The 18096-nt window shown below is 61.1% G+C and carries 17 protein-coding genes; 12 read left to right on the top strand and 5 right to left on the bottom strand.

The features are described 5' to 3' along the window. Window positions 1-9 precede the first annotated feature (9 nt). From ACVOMM_RS02225 to ACVOMM_RS02215, 3 genes are all read left to right on the top strand, one after another. Window positions 10-1098: an alpha/beta hydrolase family protein gene (locus ACVOMM_RS02225; protein ID WP_481525843.1), complete on the top strand. Its 1089-nt coding sequence runs from the start codon at window positions 10-12 to the stop codon at window positions 1096-1098. Window positions 1099-1188: 90 nt separating this feature from the next. After that, window positions 1189-1872, top strand: coding sequence for a VOC family protein (locus ACVOMM_RS02220; RefSeq protein ID WP_053518161.1), 684 nt, complete (start codon window positions 1189-1191; stop codon window positions 1870-1872). Between the two features lie 59 nt (window positions 1873-1931). Next, window positions 1932-2549, top strand: a complete 618-nt coding sequence (locus tag ACVOMM_RS02215; RefSeq protein WP_065174334.1) for a YiiX/YebB-like N1pC/P60 family cysteine hydrolase — start codon at window positions 1932-1934, stop codon at window positions 2547-2549. Window positions 2550-2601: 52 nt separating this feature from the next. On the opposite strand, the gene ACVOMM_RS02210 is transcribed toward ACVOMM_RS02215, so the two are convergent. The 5 genes from ACVOMM_RS02210 to ACVOMM_RS02190 all read right to left on the bottom strand — a co-directional run bounded on the left by ACVOMM_RS02210 (window position 2602) and on the right by ACVOMM_RS02190 (window position 9129). Further along, on the bottom strand, window positions 2602-2766 hold the full coding sequence (locus ACVOMM_RS02210; RefSeq protein WP_180875603.1) for a hypothetical protein: 165 nt from the start codon (window positions 2764-2766) through the stop codon (window positions 2602-2604). A gap of 241 nt (window positions 2767-3007) precedes the next feature. Continuing rightward, on the bottom strand, window positions 3008-4432 hold the full coding sequence (locus tag ACVOMM_RS02205) for a short-chain fatty acid transporter (protein ID WP_193396040.1): 1425 nt from the start codon (window positions 4430-4432) through the stop codon (window positions 3008-3010). A gap of 172 nt (window positions 4433-4604) precedes the next feature. Beyond that, the gene (locus tag ACVOMM_RS02200) at window positions 4605-5837 is read right to left on the bottom strand and encodes an alginate lyase family protein (RefSeq protein WP_111187229.1); all 1233 of its coding nucleotides are present in this window, start codon (window positions 5835-5837) and stop codon (window positions 4605-4607) included. A 68-nt stretch (window positions 5838-5905) separates the two neighbouring features. After that, complete coding sequence (gene ubiA, locus ACVOMM_RS02195; protein WP_459062412.1) at window positions 5906-6799, bottom strand: 4-hydroxybenzoate octaprenyltransferase; 894 nt, start codon at window positions 6797-6799, stop codon at window positions 5906-5908. 107 nt (window positions 6800-6906) lie between these two features. Next, the gene (locus tag ACVOMM_RS02190; RefSeq protein ID WP_459062483.1) at window positions 6907-9129 is read right to left on the bottom strand and encodes a polysaccharide biosynthesis tyrosine autokinase; all 2223 of its coding nucleotides are present in this window, start codon (window positions 9127-9129) and stop codon (window positions 6907-6909) included. 680 nt (window positions 9130-9809) lie between these two features. Here ACVOMM_RS02190 and ACVOMM_RS02185 point away from each other — a divergent pair. From ACVOMM_RS02185 to ACVOMM_RS02145, 9 genes are read left to right on the top strand one after another with little or no spacing between them, the layout of a single operon-like run. Further along, on the top strand, window positions 9810-10976 hold the full coding sequence (locus tag ACVOMM_RS02185) for a nucleotide sugar dehydrogenase (protein ID WP_111187228.1): 1167 nt from the start codon (window positions 9810-9812) through the stop codon (window positions 10974-10976). Window positions 10977-11008: 32 nt separating this feature from the next. Then, complete coding sequence (locus ACVOMM_RS02180; RefSeq protein ID WP_164150532.1) at window positions 11009-11992, top strand: NAD-dependent epimerase; 984 nt, start codon at window positions 11009-11011, stop codon at window positions 11990-11992. Between the two features lie 33 nt (window positions 11993-12025). Next, window positions 12026-13345 (top strand): lipopolysaccharide biosynthesis protein, encoded by a 1320-nt coding sequence (locus tag ACVOMM_RS02175; RefSeq protein ID WP_481525842.1) that lies wholly within the window; start codon window positions 12026-12028, stop codon window positions 13343-13345. A 5-nt stretch (window positions 13346-13350) separates the two neighbouring features. After that, window positions 13351-13863, top strand: coding sequence for a serine O-acetyltransferase (locus tag ACVOMM_RS02170; protein WP_080375288.1), 513 nt, complete (start codon window positions 13351-13353; stop codon window positions 13861-13863). Then, a complete protein-coding gene (locus tag ACVOMM_RS02165; RefSeq protein WP_053518172.1) occupies window positions 13860-15119 on the top strand; it encodes a UDP-N-acetylglucosamine 1-carboxyvinyltransferase in 1260 nt (419 codons plus the stop codon). Before ACVOMM_RS02170 ends, ACVOMM_RS02165 begins: the two co-directional genes overlap by 4 nt. A gap of 2 nt (window positions 15120-15121) precedes the next feature. Beyond that, window positions 15122-16078, top strand: a complete 957-nt coding sequence (gene murB, locus ACVOMM_RS02160; RefSeq protein WP_197600254.1) for a UDP-N-acetylmuramate dehydrogenase — start codon at window positions 15122-15124, stop codon at window positions 16076-16078. Further along, window positions 16078-17079: a glycosyltransferase family 2 protein gene (locus tag ACVOMM_RS02155; RefSeq protein ID WP_481525841.1), complete on the top strand. Its 1002-nt coding sequence runs from the start codon at window positions 16078-16080 to the stop codon at window positions 17077-17079. The genes murB and ACVOMM_RS02155 overlap by 1 nt, the downstream gene beginning before the upstream one ends. A gap of 31 nt (window positions 17080-17110) precedes the next feature. Continuing rightward, window positions 17111-17554 (top strand): hypothetical protein, encoded by a 444-nt coding sequence (locus ACVOMM_RS02150; RefSeq protein ID WP_459062414.1) that lies wholly within the window; start codon window positions 17111-17113, stop codon window positions 17552-17554. Beyond that, window positions 17551-18051, top strand: coding sequence for a glycosyltransferase (locus ACVOMM_RS02145; protein ID WP_459062415.1), 501 nt, complete (start codon window positions 17551-17553; stop codon window positions 18049-18051). The genes ACVOMM_RS02150 and ACVOMM_RS02145 overlap by 4 nt, the downstream gene beginning before the upstream one ends. The last annotated feature ends 45 nt before the right edge of the window (window positions 18052-18096 follow it).

Raw genomic sequence — 18096 nt, 5'->3', positions numbered from 1 at the left:
AGTCGTGCGATGCGCTTGATGCACCTGCTGCTGGGCCTGGTCCTGATTGCCCCCGTGTCGCTCGCCGGCGTCCCCGGCAGTGGCCTGGCCGGCGAACACCAGGCGGTGACCACCGTGGCCAGCGCTGCGGTACGCGACGCGCAGCAGCGCGATACGCTTCGCTACACCGTCTGGTATCCGGCTATGGCGGGCAGCAGCGAAGTGCCACTGCGTATCGGTCCGCCCGATGCACCGCTGTTCGTGGTGGGCCAGGCGGCGCCGGAGGCCGCCATTGCCGGTGGCCGCCTGCCGACCTTGCTGCTCTCGCATGGCAACGGCGGCGGCGCCCGCATGATGGGCTGGCTGGGCACCGCGTTGGCGCGCGCTGGTTATCTGGTGATCGCCGTCGACCATCCCGGCAACAACGGCATGGATGAATTGACCCTGCAGGGCAGCATGCTGAGCTGGCTGCGTGCGGATGATCTGCGCGCCGCATTGGCCGCCGTGCAGGCCGATCCCAAGCTGGGGCAGCATGTGGATGCGGAGCGGATCGGTGTAATGGGCTTCTCGGCCGGAGGCTACACGGCCCTGCTGGCGGCGGGGGCGCGACCGGACCTGCGGCGGTTGCGTGATTTCTGCGAAGCCCATCCGGATGACGGTGTGTGCCAGCCCCAGAGCGAGGCGCCGTCGCACACCCTGGAGGCTCGCAAGGCCGCGGCGGCAGCAGCGGATCTGGCGCCGTGGATGGCCCACGCCGATGATGCCCGCCCGGTCCCGGGGGTGCGCGCCGTGTTCCTGATGGCACCGGCGATCATGCAGGCGTTCCCGCCCCAGCAGTTGCAGGCGCTGCGGCAACCGGTGTCGATCATCCAGGGCGCGGCGGACACGGTCGCTCCTGCAGCCACCAACGCGGAGGTCGCCAAGGCGTCCATCACGGAGGCGAGACTGGATGTCCTGCCCGGTGTCGGCCACTACGACTTCCTGTCCGAATGCACGCCGCTGGGCCAGCAGCGACTGCCCGCCCTGTGCAGCAGCCAGACGCCAAGAGCGCAGACGCATGCACGCGCCGTGGCGGAGGCGCAGCGGTTCTTCGAGGCCGCCCTGAAGCCGCGACCATAGCGCTTCGCGACGCCGTGTTGCACGGATGACGACGGCGCGCGAAGGCCCGTGCCACTACACTGTCAGCGCACGCTTCGAGGCGGAGAGACCATGCGTCTGTTGCATCTCACCCTGCCGGTATCCGACGTCACCGGGGTGGCGGCCTATTTCCGCGATGTGTTGCAGCTGCCGGTCAGCGGCAACCGCATCCACATCGGCTGGAGCACGATCGAGCTGCGGCTGGCCGAGGACGTCGCGGTTGGCGGCGTGCACCTAGCCTTCAACGTGCCGGACAACCGTTTCGCGGCCGCCATGACCTGGCTGCGCGAGCGTACGCCGCTGCAGCGCAACCCGGCAGGACTGGACTACTTCGCGCTGGAAAGCAGCTGGCAATCGCAGTCGGTGTACTTCACCGGCCCGGATGGACTGATCCTGGAGCTGATCGGCCGGCGCCGGCTTCCCTGCAGTCCGCAGGAGGGCGCCTTCCATGGCAGTGAGATGACCTGCCTGAGCGAAGTCGGCCTGCCCAGCCACGATGTCGATTCGGTGCGCCTGCAGGCCGCCGGGCGCTTCGGCCTGCAACCGATCAGCGCGCCCTCGGCCCAGTTCGCACCGATGGGCGATGACGAAGGCCTGCTGATCGTCGTTGCCGCCGACCGGCGCTGGTTCCCCGAACAGAAGGACCTGCCCAACGCACGGGGATTGCAGGTGCTTCTGGGAGATGTACCCGCGGGCGAGCTGCGGGATGCGGAATTGGGCTGGGAGGTACGCGCCGTACCGCATCGGCGGGGCTGAACGGGCCGTGTGCCGTGCAGGAACCTACAATGGCGCACCCTCCCGTTGCCGGACCCGCCATGCGTCGCATCCTGCTGTTGTTCGCCCTGTTGTTGCCCGCTGCCGCGGCGACGGCCGTGGATCTCCAGGAGGGCGACCTGCTGTTCGTCACCGCAGGAGACAGTGGCCTGAGCGCTGCCATCGATGATGCGACCGGTACGCAGGCTCATCCCGGTTTCGATCATGTGGGTCTGGTGGCCGCCACCACGCAGGGCTGGGAAGTGCTGCATGCGGACGAGAAGGGCTCGCGCCGGCAGACGTTGGCTACGTTCCAGCAGGACGCGCGCGCCCGGCTGCGGCAGATCGTGGTCTACCGCCTGCGCGCACCGCACAACGCTGCCATCGGCGACGCCGTCGCCACCGCGCGTACCCTGCTTGGAAGGCCCTACAACGCCTCCTACGTGCCGAACGATGACAGCTACTACTGCTCGGACTTCATCGAACGTGCCTTCCGTGCCCACCATGTATTCGCGCTGCAGCCGATGAACTTCCGCAATCCGCAGACCGGGAAGATCGCCCGGCATTGGATCGACCTCTACCGCAGCATGGGCATGGACGTACCGCAGGGCGTACCGGGTACCAATCCCAACGACATGTCGGCGGCGCCCGTGCTGGAGCGGATCGGCACACTGGAATGAGAAGCCCCGCACAAGGCGGGGCTTCAAGCGATGCTGGACAGGGACGCGAGGGTCACTCTTCCTCGTCCTGCCCGCCCTGCTGCTGGTTGCGCTGGCCGCGCTGCTGCTGTTCCTGCTGCTGTTGCTGCTGCTGATCGCGACCGCGCCCCTGCTGATCCTGCTGATCCTGCTGCTTCTGGTTCTGCTGGTTCTGCTGGTTCTGATTGTGCTGGCCCATTGCGGTGTCTCCAGTGCCACTCGCGGAATGCGGTGGTTGCGGCCATCGTCTGCAGCGGTGGGTTAACCATGCGTTGTGACGCAGCTACAGAAATGTGCATGCGCGTGAATGAACCGGCGTGGCCCCTTGTGCCGCAAGCGGCTGAAGGATTCATGCGGGTTCGGCATGTGCTCATGCCCGCAGAGGCTGTGACCTATTCAGCGGCGCCGGCCCGGCCCGGCCGCGCAGCGGGCGCAGCACCTCATGGCATCACAGGCGGCACGTAATCCAGCGTCATGCCTAGCAACCACAGCAGGCCCAGCACCAGCGGGATGTGCACCAGCAGCTGGATGAAGGTGAAGCCGACGATGTCGCGGGCCTTCAGGCCCAGCACGCCCAGCAGCGGCAGCATCCAGAACGGATTGATCAGGTTCGGCAGTGCTTCGGCGGCGTTGTACACCTGCACGGCCCAGCCCAGATGCGCCTTCAGTTCGTTCGCCGCCTGCATCACGTACGGTGCTTCGATGATCCACTTGCCGCCGCCGGAGGGAACGAAGAAGCCCAGGACCGCCGAGTACACGCCCATCACCAGAGCGAACGTATCGGTGCTGGCGATATGCACGAACAGACTGGACAGCCGGTGCGCCAGCGTCTGCCCATCGGCGCCGGCCGCGTGGGTGAGGATCATCGCGATGCCGCCATACAGCGGGAACTGGATCAGCACACCGGTCGTGCTGGGCACCGCCTTGGCCACCGCGTTGAGGAAGCTGCGTGGACGCCAGTGCAGCAGCAGGCCGAGCGAGATGAACAGGAAGTTGTAGGTATTGAGGTTGGCGATTGCGGTCACCACCGGCTTGTTGGCGAACTCGTTGAACAGCCATCCGAAGGCCAGCAACGAGAGCAGCACGGTCAGCAGTGGGCTGTATTCGAGCCATTCGCCGGGGCGCGTGCGGCGCTGCAGCGGCTCAGGCTCGGCCTGCGCCGCACCGGGAAACGATTCAGCGGTGCGCGCACTGCCAGCCGCCGGTGCGGTCAACCAGGCAATCAGCAGTGACACCAGGATCAACGCCGCGGTCAGCACGATCGACTGCCACAGGAAGATGGTTTCAGTGAAGGGCAGTACGCCGGTGATCTCCACCAGCCCCGGCGGCATGCTGGCCGGGTTCGCCTGCAGCTGCGCAGCCGAAGAACTCAGGCCCATCGCCCAGACCGCGCCCAGGCCGAGGTAGGCGGAGGCACCCGCTGCGCGGTAGTCCATGCGTAGATCGGTCCGGCGCGCCAATGCACGCACCAGCAGACCGCCGAACACCAGCGAGAAGCCCCAGCTGAGCAGCGAAGCCAGCATGCTGACCAGGCCTACATAGACCACTGCACCGCGCCCCGTGCGCGGCACCCGCGCCAGCAGTTCGATGAAGCGCGCCACCACAGGCGCGGTGGCCACGGCATAACCGCCGATCACCACGAAGGCCATCTGCATGGTGAACGGAATCAGGCTCCAGAAGCCATCGCCAAAGGCACTGGCCGTGGTCTGCGGCGTGGAACCGAAGCCGATGGCTGCCAGGGCGACGATGACCACGCCCAGCACCGCGAACACGTAGGCATCAGGGAACCACTTTTCCGCCCAGGAGGCCGAGCGCAGCGCTGCGCGCGCCATCCAGCCATCCTGTACTGCTGCCGTCGAGGCCATCACCTACCCTCCCAGGTTCGATGGCTCGATTCTCGGCCTCGCGGCGGGGACTGTCAGTCGCCTATTGGTCGTAGGAGGGCCGCCCTATCGTGCAGGAGGGCTCTGACATGATCCTGCCCATCATGGCCGCTCAGGACTAAAGCCACAGAAGGCTGGGATAATAGCGGAGGCATCAATCCTCTACAGAATCATTATTTTCAACCACTCGCGACCTGGCGGCGCGCACCTCGCTACCATGGGTCATTGATTCCCAAAGAAAGTGTTTTGTCCCTGCCGAGGGCGCCTCATCTCGCAACCATCGTTGAGTATTAGGCATGGGCAGACCCATGCGTCCGTGCAGTTGGGCGAAGCCAATTTCAAGCGTTCCATCAAGATTGGACTTCAACTTTCCTCCGCACAGCCAAGCAGGAACCTGCTGGCCTGATCCATATTCAGTAACAAATTCCAGCGCTGCACCAAGGCGTTCCCTGCCAGAGGCATATAGCGTACCGCCTTGGATACGATCTGTCTCAGCCGCATTCAAATATGCCGCCAAGCCGAATGCAGTGTGGCGCAGGTCACGGCACATTTCTTGAACCATTCCGGATTTGAATACCTTCTGGCCATACCACGCTTGCCGCACCGGCCGACCACAACCGGGCATCTGCCTTGGAATCGCACCATCACTGCGGAGATAGATATAAGCCGGAAGTTGCGCGTTCCAGTCTGCGACGGCACGCTGGTATATGTCTCGACGATCTGTGTAGACACCAATGGACATCCTGGCATCAATTGCACTGGCCTGCCAGTTTCCATTCATACAGGCACCCATGCGATCAATATCAGGAAGATATTGTGCGAGCAGCCAACCGCCGAAATAACGGGAGTCTTTTTCCAACCAACCGCTGCCGGAATACCTGATTATTTCTGCCGCACGTGTCCACAACTGTGCTGCCCATGCTGCCTGCAACGGAGCATTGCTACCTTGATGCCCTCCAGTCAAAGTCGCGGACCAAGCATCCATGATCCTGATCGCATTGCGAGCCCGCCGATTGTCTCGCTCGTAGATCCATAGCAACGCTTGGGTATATGCAGCTTGCGCATCACGAACCTCGGCCTTGCAGCCAATGTCCGGCTTGGAGTGCGGACCGCAGACTACTGCAGCCACCGGCGAAGGATCGTAATTGAGTGCAGAAAGAGGAGAAGCCTTCATATCGGAAAGCATCCTCAACTTCTCCGCGTCGCCTGCCATCAGTGACCTGCGCGTTGTCTCAAGGCCGGCGTGGTCATTAAGAATCCCTGGATGCCGGAATTCAGCTGCTACTGCTGATGCCGGGAGGGTGAACAGGGCAATGCCGGGTATGAGCACCAGCACAGAAAACCGGCCCATGAAGCCATTCCAGAATGGAGAGAAATGTTCTTTCATGGCAAGCAGGTTACCGGACGATGTCTATGCCTCAGTGATCATGCAACGCTCGTCTCAGCGTAGCAAGCTCATCTCAATCCCAGATCCAGCGCGACACCGGCAAACAGCGCCGCGCCGACCCAGTTGTTGTGCAGGAATGCCTTGAAGCATGGCCCCCGCTCGCGGTTGCGGCAGATCCAGAATTCGTACATCACCAGCGCCGCAGCCACCGCCAGGCCGGCCAGGTACCAGCTCCCCAGGCCGGCGCGCACACCGACCAGCGCCATGGTCGCCAGGAACAGAGCGTAGAGCACCCCTTGTATCACCAGATCCAGATCCCCGAACAGGATCGCCGTGGAGCGCGAGCCCATCTTCAGGTCGTCCTCGCGGTCGACCATGGCGTACCAGGTGTCATACGCGGTCGACCAGAGGATGTTGCCGGCGTACAGCAGCCAGCCCAGCAGCGGCACATCGCCCTGGACCGCGGCGAATGCCATGGGAATACCCCAGCCGAACGACATGCCCAGGTAGACCTGCGGCAGGTGCGTATAGCGCTTCAGGTAGGGATAGCTGGCGGCGAGGAACACGCCGATGAAGCTCATGCCGATGGTCAGCCCGTTCAGGGTCAGCACCAGCCCGAATGCCACCAGCATCAGTACCGCGAACAGCACCAGCGCGGCACGGCCGCTGATCGCCCCCGTCGCCAGCGGACGGGCCTTGGTGCGCTCCACATGCGGGTCGAGCCAGCGATCGGCGTAGTCATTGATGACACACCCCGCCGAGCGGGTCAGCCAGACACCCGCGGTGAACACGAACAGGGTCCACAGCGGCGGCATGCCGCCTGCCGCCAGCCACAGCGCCCACCAGGTGGGCCACAGCAGCAGCAACGTGCCGATCGGACGATCCGCGCGCATCAGACTCCAGTAATGCCGCCAGCGCGGCGTCGCCGGCGAATGCGGCGAAGTGAGGGGGGTATCGGCCATGGGGATAGGATACTCCTGCGCTGAAGGGACAGCGACGCGGGCCTGGAAAAGACGAAGCCCGATGCGCCTGCGCGCACCGGGCCCCGGTGTCCTGCCCCGCGAGAAGATCAAGCCTTGTCGTCAGACTTGTACTCGTAGTAGCCATAGCTGTAATAGCCCGTGGCGCGCTTCTCGACCGCATTGAAAATCGCACCCTTGATCTGCACGCCGTTCTGCTCGAAACGCTGCAGGGTCAGCTCGATTTCCTTGGCCTGATTCACGCCGAAACGGGTGACCAGCAGACTCGAGCCAGCGTGGGTGGCGACCAGCGCCGGGTCGGTCACGGCCAGGATCGGCGGCGTATCGACGATCACCAGATCGTACTTGCCTGACATGTCCTGAAGCAGCTGCGCAAAGCGCGGGTGCATAAGCAACTCGGCCGGGTTCGGCGGAATATCGCCGCGCACCATGTAGTGCATGTTGTCCAGACCAGCCACCGGATGAATCACGTCGTCGACGTTGAGCTTGCCGCCCAGCACGTCTGACAAGCCCTTCTGGTGCGACACACCCAGGATCTTGTGCAGGGTGCCCTTGCGCATGTCCGCGTCAATGACCAGCACGCGCTGGCCCGCTTGTGCGATCACGGCCGCCAAATTGGCAGAAACGAACGTCTTGCCAACGCCTGGGCGGGGACCCGAGATGGTCAGGATGTTGTTCTTCGCTTCCAACATGGCGAAGTGAAGGCTTGTACGCAGGCTGCGTAGTGCCTCCACGGTCGGATCAGCCGGCGCGGAGACGGCCAGCAGGTGCTGGCGGCCATCGGCGACGACGCGCGTGCCGTGCTTGCCCTTGCGCAGCTTGGGCAGGGTGTTGGACACACTGAGCGGAATGGCCGCATAGACCGGCAGGCCCAGGGCCTCGATGTCGGCCGGGTCTTCGATGCCCGGGTTCAACATGCGCTGGAGGAAGACGAATGCTGCTGAGAGAAAGGCGCCGAGCAGAGTCGCGATAAGCACGATCAACTTCTTCTGCGGCTTGACCGGGTTGGCGGTGTCCACCATCGCAGGATCAACAATCCGCACATTGCCGACAGCTCCGGCACGAGCAACATCCAATTGCTGCGACTGGTTCAACAATGCCGTGTACAGCTCATTGCTAACCTGAAGGTCACGCGTCAGGCGCAGCAGCTCTTGCTGGGTGTCCGGCAGCTGGCCGACCTGACGTTGGAAACCTGCCTTCCGTCCTTCCAGGTCACCAATCTGCTTCATGAGCGCGCGGTACGCTGGGTGCTCCCGGGTGAAGCTGCGATCCATTTCAGCTTGCTTCAGTCGCAGCTGTTGGATTGCCCCCTCCACCGCGACTTCCTGCTCCAACAATCCCTTGGTCTGCAAAGTGATATCAACGGCATTTGAGCGAGACTGATACGCGCTCATGGCCGCTTGCGCCTGCTCAACCTGACGCCTGATCGTAGGCAGCTGATCTCGCACGAACTGCAGCTGCGAAGCCGCCTCAGCGGAGCTGCGCTCGACGTTCTGGCGCACGTAAGCTTCCGCAACGTTCTGAACTACACCTTGCGCACGGATGGCATTCTGATCTTCGTATGTAAGCAGCAGAATTCCAGAATCCTTGCCCTGTTCGGTCGCCTTGATGCCTTCTTGCAGACGATTGACGACGTCCAGTCGGCGAAGCTTCAAAACGTCGAAACGCATCCCCGCGTTCGCACGGAGGCTCTCGACTTCGATGGAAATCCCATGTCCTTGGGCAAGCTCTCCCACCTTCCCGTGGAGCAGCTCGGTTCCGTCCGGGTCAAGCAGCCTGTACTGGCCAGAAGCCTCCAAGGCCTCCACGACAAAGCCAGCACCGACCATGGCTGGTGGAACCTGGAATCTATGGATCTTGAGCTCTTCACCTCCCCAACCATAGCTGGAGAGCCCCATCCAAGGGGCCGCAACCAGGTTTGGAGCATCAGGCTTGTAACGGCGTGCGATGAAGCCACCAATCAGCGGAAAGCGCGAAGCTTCGATCACCGTGTCAAGTTGAAGGCTATCGACTGCACTACCAATCACGGTACGAGAAGTCAGCAACGCGACTTCGGTAGTCGCCGCAGATGTGCCGCCGCCAAGCGCCCCGAGATCGGACAACCCCGGGATGGCCGGGGCCTTTGTCTCGACTTGCACCATTGCCTGCGCCTGAAAAACTGGAGGTGCCAACAGCGCGTAGGCGACACCTACAGCAAAGAACAGAGCTGTAGTTCCGAGGATCAGCCACTTCCGGTCGATGAGCACACCCACCAATTCGCGCAAGTCTATCTCGTCGTCCTTGACCACTCGGGATTCCGCTTTTCTCGTCATCGCATCCACTTTGTTTTTTGGAACAGCCATACCGGATGGCGCTGCTAGGCCAGCCAAGGCCCTGCTGCCGGCAAACTGTCGGCACCGCGCACTCTACTCTACGGCACTGACAGGCACCGCTGACCAATGCACCTCAGCCCAGCCTGACAGTCTAACGCATCGAGGGAACGGGAGGGCCAAAGGAACGAGAAGCACCCTCGCAAAAGACAGGCCACGATTCAAATGAATGAAATCCACTCTCGTTCAGGATTGAAAACGAGCCTCGAATTGCTAAGATGGAATCAGGGGGAAGCACGCATGCAAGACCCATACCAACTTTGGTACATAGCCAAGCCCCCCCGATAGAGCCCATGTTGACAGACACCCCTGAATGGGCCACCCCCTTCAACCTCGCCGGTCAGTCTCGGCCAGATGGCAGGCGTCTGCTCAGCCGCTGCTGCGCAAATCCCTGGCAACGCGCGCATGGATACCGGATGAACTGGCAATTTCAGGTTGGCGGCATCGCCGGTCCCGTGTAGTAGCATCCCCTACGCCCTGCAAGGCTGGCCCCCACACGTCGGACTTGCGGCGCGGGCAATCGCCCACGCCTGCGCGATTGCAGGCACATCGTTCGCGAATCAGTAGCGTTCGATCTTTCGCTCAGAACCAGTCTTGTGCGCTGTACCAAAAGGATTTTGCGAATGAAAATTGCCGTGGCCGGAACGGGTTATGTTGGCCTCTCCAATGCAGTTCTGCTGGCCCAGAACCACGAAGTGGTCGCCTTGGATATTGACGCGAAGCGAGTTGCGCTCATCAATCATCGCAAGGCTCCAATCGAGGACAGGGAAATCGAAGATTTTCTGGCCCACAAGTCCCTGCAGCTCAGTGCCACGCTGGATCCTCGCGAGGCCTATGCGGGAGCTTCGTTTGTAATCATTGCAACGCCAACCGACTACGACCCCCAATCGAACTATTTCAACACAAGCTCGGTCGAGTCGGTGATCCGCGATGTTGTGTCGATCAATCCCGATGCCGTGATGATCATCAAATCTACCGTGCCGGTCGGATGTACCGCGGAGCTTCGCGAGCGTTTTGGCACGGAGAACATTATATTCTCGCCTGAATTTCTGCGTGAAGGGCGTGCTCTTTACGACAACCTGCACCCGAGCCGGATCATTGTCGGCGAGCGCTCCAAGCGCGCGGAAACATTCGCCGAGCTCCTGAAGGAAGGCGCTGTCAGCAAGGATTCTCCCGTCCTGTTCACTGACTCCACCGAAGCTGAAGCCATAAAACTCTTCGCCAACACCTACTTGGCGATGCGTGTGGCCTACTTCAATGAGTTGGACACCTATGCCTGTACCCACGGTCTGGATACGCGCCAGATCATCGACGGCGTGAGCCTGGATCCGCGCATCGGCTCACACTACAACAACCCTTCCTTCGGTTACGGGGGCTACTGCCTGCCCAAGGATACCAAGCAGTTGCTGGCCAACTATAGCGACGTGCCGCAGAACTTGATCCACGCTATTGTGGAATCAAATCGCACGCGCAAGGACTTCATCGCCGATACCATCATCGCAGGCAAGCCGAAGGTCGTGGGCGTCTATCGCTTGGTAATGAAGTCCGGTTCGGATAACTTCCGCGCCTCGGCCATCCAAGGCGTGATGAAGCGCATCAAGGCCAAGGGCATCGAAGTGATTGTCTATGAGCCGGTGCTCGACGCATCCGACTTCTACCGATCGCGCGTAGTGAACGACCTCGCTGCATTTAAAGCGGAGGCCGACATAATCGTGGCGAACCGTTTGTCCGACGAGTTGCGCGATGTGGCCGGCAAGGTCTACACCCGCGACCTGTTCGGCTCCGACTGATAATAACTTCCGGCCCTCACGGTAAGTCCTGCATGAAAATTCTTGTCACCGGTGCAGCCGGCTTCATCGGCTTTCATTCCTCGATGCGGCTGCTCGATAGCGGTCACGAAATCGTGGGCATCGACAACCTTAACGATTACTACGACGTGCGCCTGAAGGAAGCGCGCCTGGCGCAGCTCGATGGGCGTCACGCTTTCTCCTTCATTCGCCTGGATCTGTCCGATCGCGAAGGCATGGCCGCACTGTTCAACGACCACAGCTTTGACGCGGTGCTGCATCTGGGTGCACAGGCTGGCGTCCGATATTCCATCGATAATCCGTTCGCCTATGTGGACAGCAACCTGACCGGTACTTTGACCGTGCTTGAAGGCTGCCGCCGCCACGGCGTGAAGCACTTGGTCTACGCGTCTTCGTCATCGGTATATGGTGCAAACACCAAGCAACCATTCTCGACTGAAGATCGCGTCGATGCGCCGATCTCTCTGTACGCAGCGACCAAGAGGGCCGACGAGCTGATGTGCCAGACGTACGCGCACTTGTATCGTTTCCCGATTACCGGCCTCCGCTTCTTCACGGTCTACGGGCCTTGGGGTCGCCCGGACATGGCGTATTTCAAGTTTGCCAATGCTATCACCAGCGGCAGTTCCATCGATGTGTACAACCATGGTGACATGAAGCGCGACTTCACCTACATCGACGATATCGTCGATGGCATACAGACGCTGGTTGAAGGCGCTCCCTTGCCGGCCGACGATGAAACACCGCACCGCGTCTACAATCTTGGGAACAACAACCCGGAACAGTTGCTGGAAATGATCTCGCTGCTGGAGGCAGCACTGGGCCGTCAAGCACGGAAGAACTTGCTGCCCATGCAGCCGGGTGACGTGCTAGCCACTTATGCCGATATACGGCATAGCACCCAGGACTTCAGCTTCGTACCAAAGACCGATCTGGCTACCGGCCTGAAGCGATTTGCCGCATGGTATCGCCAGTTCTACCCAGAGCGCACCTCGTAAGACCGGGGCCCGCTCATGCAATCAGCAATCACCATGAAATTCTCACGGATACGCCAACGGCTTTTCGGCGGTGAATCTGGCGGCGTCGTGCGTGGAATGCTGACGCTGGCGCTTGGCACGGGGACGGCACGACTAGTCAGTATTGCGACCATCCCGCTGCTGACCCGCATCTACAGCCCGGACGACTACGGGGTGTTGGCGGTCTATAGCGCATTGGTGGCAGTGATTGCCCCCATGTTGACACTCCGCTACGTGCTCGCCGTGCCACTGCCCCGTTCCGATCGCATGGCAGCCAACCTGATGGTGCTGTCCGGCCTGTTGATGTTGATCATGGCTGCGCTGATAGCGCTGCTGTTCTGGGCCTTCGGCGACATTGTACTGGGCTGGATGTCCATGGACGTGCTGGCACCTTGGTGGTGGCTGGTGATTCTGGGTGCCATCGCAGTGGCCGTGTACGAGGGCCTGAGTCTGTGGGCAACGCGCCGTCGCTCCTACAAGGCAATTTCCCAGACCAAGGTCGTGCAATCAGTAATGGGCGTACTGGTCAAGATTGGCTTGGGCCTGGCGGGGCTCAAACCATTTGGCTTGCTGTTCGGGCATCTGGTAGAACAAAGTGGCGGCATCAGTTCATTCACGCTGCGCTTCCGGAAAGACTTTCAGGGAAATGTCCATCGCGTGAGCCGCGATGCAATGCTCTTGCTGGCCCGCTATTACCGTGGCTTTCCGGCATTTCGTCTACCTTCGCAATTCCTGTTGGCGTTCTCTACCCAAGCACCGGCAATGTTCGCCGCGGCACTGTTCGGTGCCGGCGCTACGGGCCAGCTTGGTCTGGCGCTGATGGCTCTGGCCATTCCCGGCAACCTGATTGGCCAGTCAGTAGGCCAAGCATTCTATGGTGAGATAGCACGCCTTCCGAAGGGGTCGGAAGTTCGCATCAAAGTCCTTGCCTACTCAGTGCAGAAAAAGCTGTTCTTGGTCGGCCTGCCGCTCACCCTGGCCCTGATGCTGCTGGGCGAGCCGCTTTTCCATATGGCATTCGGTGAGCGGTGGACCGAAGCCGGCATGTATGCCTCGATTCTGGCACCCTTCGTCCTACTGCAGTTGACGTCTGCACCACTGGTGCAGATCCTCAACATCTATAACGCACAGGGTGCATTTCTTTCGATCAATGTAGTGCGTGCCATTGGCCTACTAGTCATCTACCAAACCTGCCTCTGGTTGGCACTTTCGCCCAAGGAATTCGTATACGTACTGAGCGCATTCTTGTTCACGTTCTACCTGCTCATTACTCTGTATATCCTGCACGTGGTCAACCGCGCGGCCGCGGCAGCCCGCCGTGACGGGCGCAGCTGAGACCTATGAAGAATCCTTTTCGCCTTATTGAATTGTTGTGGCTCGGCGGAGCCAAGCCACGTGTGCGCTGGCACCTCCGGGCGCTCATTCACGCACGCATGCGCGGCAACACGCTACTGGGCCGTTATGTGGAAGGCCGACTGGCGCGCAAGCACGGCTTGTTCATCTCGCACAAAGCAACGTTTCCGGTCTCGCTCGATCTAAAGCACCCTACCGGCGTAGTAATCGGTGAAGGGGTGGTGATCGGCGAGAACGTGAAGATCTTCCAGAACGTAACCCTCGGTGGTGCGCGCAGCGGCGACTGGCGATCAAAAAGTTACCCCGTTATCGGTGATGACACCACGATCTTCGCCGGAGCAGTGGTGATCGGCCGTATCACCGTAGGGCGGAATTGCATCATCGGCGCGAACGCGGTCGTCACCCGGGACGTCCCCGACAACGCTACCGCTGTCGGCATCCCCGCACGCATCATCCAGAAAGACTCCACAGAATCCTCATCCGAGCACACGAACCCATGAGCAACGCCGCTGTCCTGCATGTCAGAAAGTCCCGCCTCGAAGGCCGCGTTTCGCTGGCCGGCGCCAAGAATTCCGCATTGCGTCTGCTGGCAGCCAGCATCCTGACCCGAGATACTCTGGAACTGCGGAATTACCCAGCAGGACTGCTGGACACTCAGGTGCATGTGGACATGCTGCGCGCATTGGGCAAATCCGCTGAATTGCTGGGTACTGATTCAATCCGGATTACCGAAAGCGAGTCGCTGGCCAGCCAGCTGAAATGGGAAGGCCGTTCGATCCGAAACACCCTGCTGATCCTGGGTGCGCTGACCGCACGTCTGGGTGCAGGGAGCGTTCCGCTGCCCGGTGGCTGCAAACTGGGCGAGCGCAAGTACGACCTCCACGTCATGTTGCTGGAGCGCTTGGGCGCGCGTGTCTGGGAGGATGACGCATATTTGTATGCCGAAGCGCCCAATGGTCTGGTCGGGGCGGATATCCACCTGCCGATGCGCTCCACCGGCGCGACCGAGAATGCAATCCTGGCCGGCACCCTGGCCAAGGGCACCACGCGAGTGTGGAATCCGCATATCCGCCCGGAGATCCTCGACCTGATCGCAATGCTCAATTCCATGGGCGCTTGCATCACCGTGTTTGGCCAAGAGCACATCGAGATTCAAGGCGTTGATGCCCTTCATGGAACCGAGCACCGCGTGATCGCCGACAACATGGAGGCAATCACCTGGCTGTCTGCAGCGGTGATCACCGGCGGCGACATCGAAATCGCTGATTTTCCTTATGCCGACCTGGAAGTGGTGCTGGCGCACCTGAGGTCTGCTGGCGCGCGCCTGTATGTCGGCGATGATTCGCTGATCGTGCGTGGTGGCGCCTGCTATCCGATCGAGATCAGTACCGGACCGCATCCGGGCATCAATTCAGACGTTCAGCCAATCCTGGCTGCGTGGGGCGCCAGGGCCCGGGGTGAATCGCGCATCGTTGACCTGCGCTTCCCCGGTCGTTATGGCTACGCAGAAGAGATGGCGAAGATGGGCGTGAAGTACAACGTGGACGGTGACATGCTGCGGATCCATGGCCAAGGTGGCGTGCTGCACGGCGCTGTCGTACGTGCGCTGGACCTGCGTGCAGGGGCGGCACTGACCCTGTGTGGTCTGACGGCTGAGGGCGAGACTATCGTCACCGATGCCTGGCAGATCTCCCGCGGCTATGTCGACTTCGCCGAAAAGCTGCGTGCCATGGGTGCGGACGTTCGATGGGGCTGAACTTGGACAAGGTCAAGCTGGGCGGCATCGCCTCCGAGCTGGCACGCCTGTTCCCGGGAGCGGTACAGCGCGATGTCCCATTGGCCATCATCAGCCGCTGGCGGATTGGCGGTACTGCCGACGTTATGATTGCGCCCCGCAGCATTGAAGAACTGGCCCGTCTGCGTGGCTGGCTCGCTACGCGAGGCGTGCCATCGGTGGTGATCGGAGCGACCACCAACCTGCTGTTCGCCGACGAAGGCCTGCGTGCGGTTGCGATCCGGATTGGCCCCGAATTCTCTTCGCTGGCCATCAAGAAGAACCACCTCCGTGCCGATGCCGGTGTTTGGGTGCCAGGCTTGGCCCGTCGCGCGATGGCAGCAGGCCTGGGTGGCATCGAGCACACCTGTGGAATTCCGGGAACGCTTGGAGGCCTCATATGCATGAACGGAGGTAGCCAGCGTAAAGGTATTGGCACGCATGTTGTTTCGGTAATTTCAGTGGATGCAACTGGTCAGCTGATCGAGCGCAACAGAGATGAATGTGGATTTGCATACCGCACCTCGGTGTTCCAGACCCGACATGAAGTGATCGCCCAGGTGGAACTGGAGCTGGAGGCAGGCGTGGACCGCGCTGCGCGCAGGCGCGAGATGCTGGACATCATGCGCAGCCGGCGTATGAAGTTCCCGCAAAAACTACCCAACTGCGGCTCCGTATTTGTCAGCAATCCGGCGATGTACGAGCAATATGGACCGCCTGGAAAGGTCATCGAAGATCAGGGCCTGAAGGGTCGTGCCATAGGTGGTGCCTACGTCGCACCGGAACATGCCAACTTCATCATCAACGGCGGCAATGCCACGGCAGCCGACGTGCTGGCGCTGATCGCGCTGGTGAAGAACTCCGTGGCGCATGCGACCGGCTATTCGATGGCCGTTGAAGCGCGTTACGTTACGCCATCTGGTTCCATCGAGGAGATCTGATGGAACGCCCACCATTGATTTCCATCGTTTGTGCCTGGTACAACCGGCCCGACTACCTCAAGGACACGCTCGACAGCCTGTTGGCACAGACTGCTGCTTCCTTTGAAATTGTATTGGTCAATGATGGCAGCAAGGACCCGCGGGTACGGGATATTCTTGCGACCTACAACGATCCGCGGTTGGTGGTCATACACCAGGAAAATGCTGGTTTTGTGGCCGCCATCCGCAACGCGATCACCTTGTCGCGCGGCCGCTACATCGCCATACAGGGAGCAGGCGACATGTCCGAACCCGAACGTATTGCACTGCAGGCCAAGGCCATGGATGCCGATCCACGACTAGGCGTGGTCGGCTGCTTGCGCCGCCACGAATCGGTCAGTGCCGGTACAATCACGACGCTAGGTGTCCATGGAAAGCCTGGGGCGGCTCTCCTGGACGACTTCCTGGAAGGAGGCAATCCCTTCAGCCATGGTGAGGTCATGATCCGTCGCGAAGCCTATGACCAGGTCGGAGGCTACCGACCCTTCTTTATGTTTGCACAGGACCGCGACTTATGGATTCGCATTGCTGGCGCTGGTTGGAACATGTCCAATCTGGCCGAAGTACTGTACGTACGGCGTAACTTCGCCGGCGACGGCGTATCCACCAACAAGTCCAAACTTTACCTACAACAGGCGTTCTCCACGTTCGCCCGGCAATGCCATTATGATCGCGTCCGCGACGGGCATGATGCGATCGACCTGTATGGGGTGTCGGCCGGGCTATTCCGCCGTCCGCATCCTGGGCTCGCCCATGCAGCAGCAAAGATTGCCATCCAGTCGCTGTACGCGGGCGAGATGGACGATGCCTGCCTGTACGCCAAGCGGGCCCAGAATGAAAAGAGGACGCTGTTCACCATTGCAACCCGGCTAGCCGTGAATGCATCAGTCGCGCTGCCCGCCGTCCGCCGCCTGCTCATCCGCGTGATCGGCAAGCGCGCGGGCTGGGGAGCGTTGAGCTGAGCCCCCTTTACGTGAAACATTCAAGATCATCATGAAGATTCTGGCTGTCGCCTCTGCAGGCGGACATTGGGTACAACTACTCCGGCTCACGCCTGCATTCGAGGGAGCTGAGGTAGTGTTCGTGACAACCCAGGAGCCCGCGCCGCATGCGATCGGCAATCATCGCTGCCATACGGTTATCGATGCCAATTTCAGCCGTAAGATCAAGCTGGGCATGATGTCCCTGCAGGTGCTTCGAGTACTTCTACGTGAGCGTCCGCAGGTAGTGATATCCACTGGGGCCGCGCCTGGTTTTGTTGCTGTGGTGATAGGCAAAATACTAGGGGCACGCACTATTTGGATAGACAGCATCGCCAATGCCGAGGAGCTTTCCTTGGCTGGACGGAAGGTCGCCCGGTGGGCCGACCATTGGCTGACGCAATGGCCGGAACTAGCTAGCGAAGATGGGCCACGCTATTTGGGAGCCGTGCTGTGATCTTCCTTACCACCGGCACGCAGCTGCCTTTCGACCGCCTAGTGAGTATCGTCGATGCTTGGGCCGCACGCTCCGGGATCCAAGGCTTCGCGCAGATTGGTACATCGTCTTATATACCGACCACCTTGAAACACCAGCGTTTTATCAGCCAAGCAAACTTTGAAGAGCGCATCAGGGCCTGCTCCTGCATCATTTCCCATGCGGGAATGGGCACCATCATCTCTGCGCTGACCTATGGCAAACCCGCCATTCTGATGCCACGCCGCTTCGCATTGGGCGAACATCGCAATGACCACCAGCTGGCCACGGCCCGCAAGCTTGCCGACCGTCCGTTCCTGCGATTCATTCAGGAGGCCGATGAACTCGATGCGGCCTATCATGAGCTAGTATCCAGCGCCCCCCTCGGCGAAGTGTTGCCCCCTCATGCCGATGCCCGGTTCATCAATGGCCTGCGCGACCTGATTTTCGGCAATGATAGTGGAGTTGACACGCCATGAACCGTAGCTTGTCCGGCACATTCGCCGTCGCCCCACCCAGCGCCA

The sequence above is a fragment of the Stenotrophomonas sp. STEN009 genome (assembly GCF_056760395.1).
The sequence above is the reverse complement of the archived record's forward strand: the minus strand, read 5'-3'. Positions and strand labels throughout refer to the sequence as shown.